Below are 3,220 nucleotides of genomic sequence, written 5' to 3' on the forward strand. Positions count from 1 at the left end.
TTTATTACCACCCCAGAAAATAAATCAACTACCGTGATAATCATGATTGAAAGCTTGATCTTCACCAGCGCTTGTCTATGATGATAAAAAAGGTCAAAAGAAATCACTATGTGATCTTTTGTGATTTTATTGATTCAACAAGACCGAGGGAAAGGTCAAAGCGCACGTTGGCAAGAAAGAACGCAGGTAACAGGGATTGAGTTATCACCGTCGGGCATAACGCCTTCATCGACACGGAGCTGCATCATGGAAACGCTATACGACATTTTTTACATCTTCTACAGCCAGGTAATGACGAAAGCGCCGCTGCTGCTGGGGCTGGTCACCTGTATCGGTTATCTCCTGCTGCGACGGGACCTCTCCACCGTGCTCAAAGGCACGCTGAAGACCATCATCGGTTTTATGCTGGTTCAGGTCGGCGCTGATACGCTGGTGGCGGGTTTCAAACCGGTCATCGAGAAAATCGCCGAATTTCATGGTCTGTCCGGTTCCGTCATTGACCCTTACACCGCCATGATGGCAACGATGTCCGTGATGGGGGATCGCTACTCCTGGGTGGGCTACACGGTGTTGCTGGCCCTCGCGCTGAATATTCTGTTGGTGCTGCTGCGCCGCTACACGGGGATTCGGACGATCATGCTGACGGGACACATCATGTTTCAGCAGGCCGGGCTGATCGCGATGTTCTATCTGGTGCTGGGCGCCACGATGTGGGAAACGATTTTTGCTTCTGCCGTCATCATCGCCCTGTACTGGGGGATCTTCTCCAACCTCATGTTCAAACCGACGGAAGCCGTGACGGGCGGCGCGGGTTTCTCCATCGGCCATCAGCAGCAGGCAGCCTCGTGGATTGCGACCAAGATCGCCCACCGGCTGGGCGATCCGGCGGATAGCGTCGATAACCTCAAACTCCCTCGCTGGCTGAACATCTTTCACGACAGCATCGCCGCCACCGCCATCGTCATGACCGTGTTCTTCGGCATTATCCTGCTCTCCTTCGGCCTGAAAAACCTGCAGATGATGGCCGGTTCGACCCACTGGAGCCTTTATATTCTGGAAACCGGCCTGAAGTTCGCCGTGGCCATTCAGATTATCGTGGTCGGCGTCCGCATGTTCGTCGCGGAACTGTCGGAGGCTTTCAAGGGCATCTCGGAACGGGTCATTCCCAACGCCGTGCTCGCCATCGACTGCGCGGCTATCTATGCCTATTCGCCGAACGCGATGGTCTTCGGCTTCATGTGGGGCGCCGCTGGTCAGTTCGTCGCCCTCCTGCTGCTGCTCGCCTTCCAGTCGCCCATCGTCATCATTCCCGGCTTTGTGCCCATGTTCTTCTCCAACGCCACCATCGGCGTCTTCGCCAACCATTTTGGCGGCTGGAAGGCCGTAATGAAGATGTGCTTCGTGATGGGCATCATCGAGGTGCTGGGTTCCGCCTGGGCGATAGCGCTGTTTGCTCACCACAACACGCCGCTGAACGGCTGGATGGGCATGGCCGACTGGGCGTTGCTGTTCCCGCCGATTATGCAAGGGCTCTCCTGGTCGCCGCTGTTTCTGTGCGGACTCCTGATCGCCGCCGCCGTGTATATGGTTTTCGCCTCCCGACGTTTGCGGGCGGAAGAAGATGACGCGTCACCGGCATCCGCTCTGCCTGCGGCCGCGACACTGCCCGTCACCGAGCTAGCGCCGGTCAATCCGAGTCGGGCCGTGCGCATTCTGACCGTCTGCGGCAATGGGCAAGGGTCATCCATGATGATGAAAATGAAAATCGCCAGATTTCTGGAGCAGCGGGGCATACCGCATGTGATGGAGTCGTGCGCCGTGGCGGACTACAAATCGAAGCTGCCGATGACCGACATCATCGTCGCTTCCCGCCACCTTGCGGGGGAGATGGAACCGGGTACGGGGAAATTTGTACTGGCCGTGCAGAACATGCTCAATCCCCATTCGTTTGGCGACGATTTGCTCAACCTGATCAGAACGCATTTTTCCCGCTAACGTCCGGCTGAAGGAACGGCCGACAAAGGAGCACACCATGAACTTCAAGCAATCACTGATAGACAACGACACTGTCCGACTTCAGGCCCATGCGGCCGACTGGCGGGAAGCGATTGGGATCGGCACCAGCATGCTTGAGGCCTCCGGTGCGGTGGAGCCTCGCTATCATGCCGCCATCATCCGCAGCATTGAAAAAATGGGGGCCTACTTCGTCATCGCCCCCGGTCTTGCGTTGCCGCACGCCCGACCGGAAGACGGCGTCAAACGGACGGCCTTTGCGCTGGTCACCTTGGCCGCTCCCGTGCGCTTTGAGGGCGAGGACGAACCGGTCGATGTGCTGATCACGCTGGCGGGCAGTACGTCTGACGAACATATCGAAGGCCTGATGGAAATCACCCAGACGCTGGAAGACGAGAGCAGCCCGACCGGCATCAACCTCGACAGACTACGGACATGCCGCAGCAAAGACGAGGTGTATCGCGCAATCGATAACGCGCTCGCGCTGGCGGCCAAGCAGGAGGGATAACGGATGCTAAACGACCTGAAACACACGGTGTTGGCCGCCAATCGCCAACTGCCGCATTACCGGCTGGTCACCCTGACCTGGGGCAACGTGTCGCAGATTGACCGCCAACGCGGGCTGATCGCCATCAAACCGTCGGGCGTGAGCTACGAGGCCATGACGGCTGACGATATCGTCATCGTCGATCTGGACGGCAACGTGGTAGAAGGACGACTTCGCCCTTCCAGCGATACCGCCACGCACCTGGTGCTGTATCAGGCCTTTCCGGGGCTTGGCGGCATCGTCCATACCCATTCTCGTCATGCGACGATATGGGCGCAGGCCGGCATGGATATACCGGTGCTGGGCACCACCCACGCCGACTATTTCTATGGCGATATCCCCTGCACCCGTCCGCTGACATCAGAAGAAATCGCCGCCGCCTACGAAAAAAACACCGGCGTCAGCATCGTGGAAACCTTTCGCCGACGGGACATCGACCCAATGGCCGTCCCAGGCGTGGTCGCCTATGGTCATTCCCCATTCTGTTGGGGGAAAAACGCCGAGGAAGCCGTGCATAACGCCGTCGTGTTGGAAGAAGTGGCGGCGATGGCGCTGGCGACGCGGCGCCTGAATCACCATATCCGCCTGCCGCAGACGCTGTCCGACAAACACTATTTCCGCAAACACGGCGCTGACGCTTACTACGGCCAGACTGACGCA

General features: G+C 58.2%; 3 protein-coding genes. All 3 read left to right on the forward strand.

The window, feature by feature from the left end; genetic code table 11:
• The first annotated feature begins 246 nt into the window (after positions 1 to 246).
• Entirely contained in the window at positions 247 to 1,995 is a 1,749-nt protein-coding gene (locus Q7O77_RS16130) for a PTS ascorbate-specific subunit IIBC (RefSeq protein ID WP_304169681.1), read from the forward strand.
• Positions 1,996 to 2,032: 37 nt separating this feature from the next.
• Complete coding sequence (locus Q7O77_RS16135; protein WP_304169683.1) at positions 2,033 to 2,521, forward strand: PTS sugar transporter subunit IIA; 489 nt, start codon at positions 2,033 to 2,035, stop codon at positions 2,519 to 2,521.
• 3 nt (positions 2,522 to 2,524) lie between these two features.
• Positions 2,525 to 3,220 (forward strand): L-ribulose-5-phosphate 4-epimerase (locus tag Q7O77_RS16140; RefSeq protein ID WP_304169685.1); only part of this gene is annotated, 696 nt, incomplete at its 3' end.

Origin of the sequence: Lonsdalea britannica, from assembly GCF_946477055.1 — a bacterium.
Classification (GTDB): Bacteria; Pseudomonadota; Gammaproteobacteria; order Enterobacterales; family Enterobacteriaceae; genus Lonsdalea; species Lonsdalea britannica_A.